Genomic DNA, 398 nt, shown 5'->3' with positions numbered 1-398 from the left:
GGCGAATGTCCTCTTAGCGTAATCGTGCGCGCATGTTACGCCAGCTATAACTATGGCGTCAACACGCAACGGAACGCTGAAGGGCATTAATTGACCTTCGCTGTATAAGGCTAGCAGATTATTACAAAATAATGATATTTTTCTGAATGTTAGACTGTTTCCAGCTTCGCATAGGCCGCCACCAGCCATTTGATCCCCTGCCCCTGGAACGCCACCTGCAGACGGCTGTGCTCGCCGCTGCCTTCCAGATTCACAATGGTGCCTTCGCCAAACTTCGAATGGCGCACACGCTGGCCCAGCTTGTAGCCGGTGTCGGTTTCCGCAATCGGCGAGCCCATGCGCTGATGGCTGACCGGACGGCTGATGCTCGCCCGCAGACGCACCTCTTCCACGCATTC

The 398-nt window shown here is 55.3% G+C and carries 1 pseudogene; it reads right to left on the bottom strand.

Annotated elements, in window-relative coordinates:
- Window positions 1–149 precede the first annotated feature (149 nt).
- A pseudogene (uvrD, locus tag FMN52_RS04710) lies at window positions 150–398 on the bottom strand (DNA helicase II); the annotation flags it as partial.

It is taken from the genome of Marinobacter sp. BW6 (assembly GCF_008107725.1).
In the GTDB taxonomy this organism is placed as follows: Bacteria; Pseudomonadota; Gammaproteobacteria; order Pseudomonadales; family Oleiphilaceae; genus Marinobacter.
This window is presented reverse-complemented; position numbering and strand designations above follow the sequence as displayed.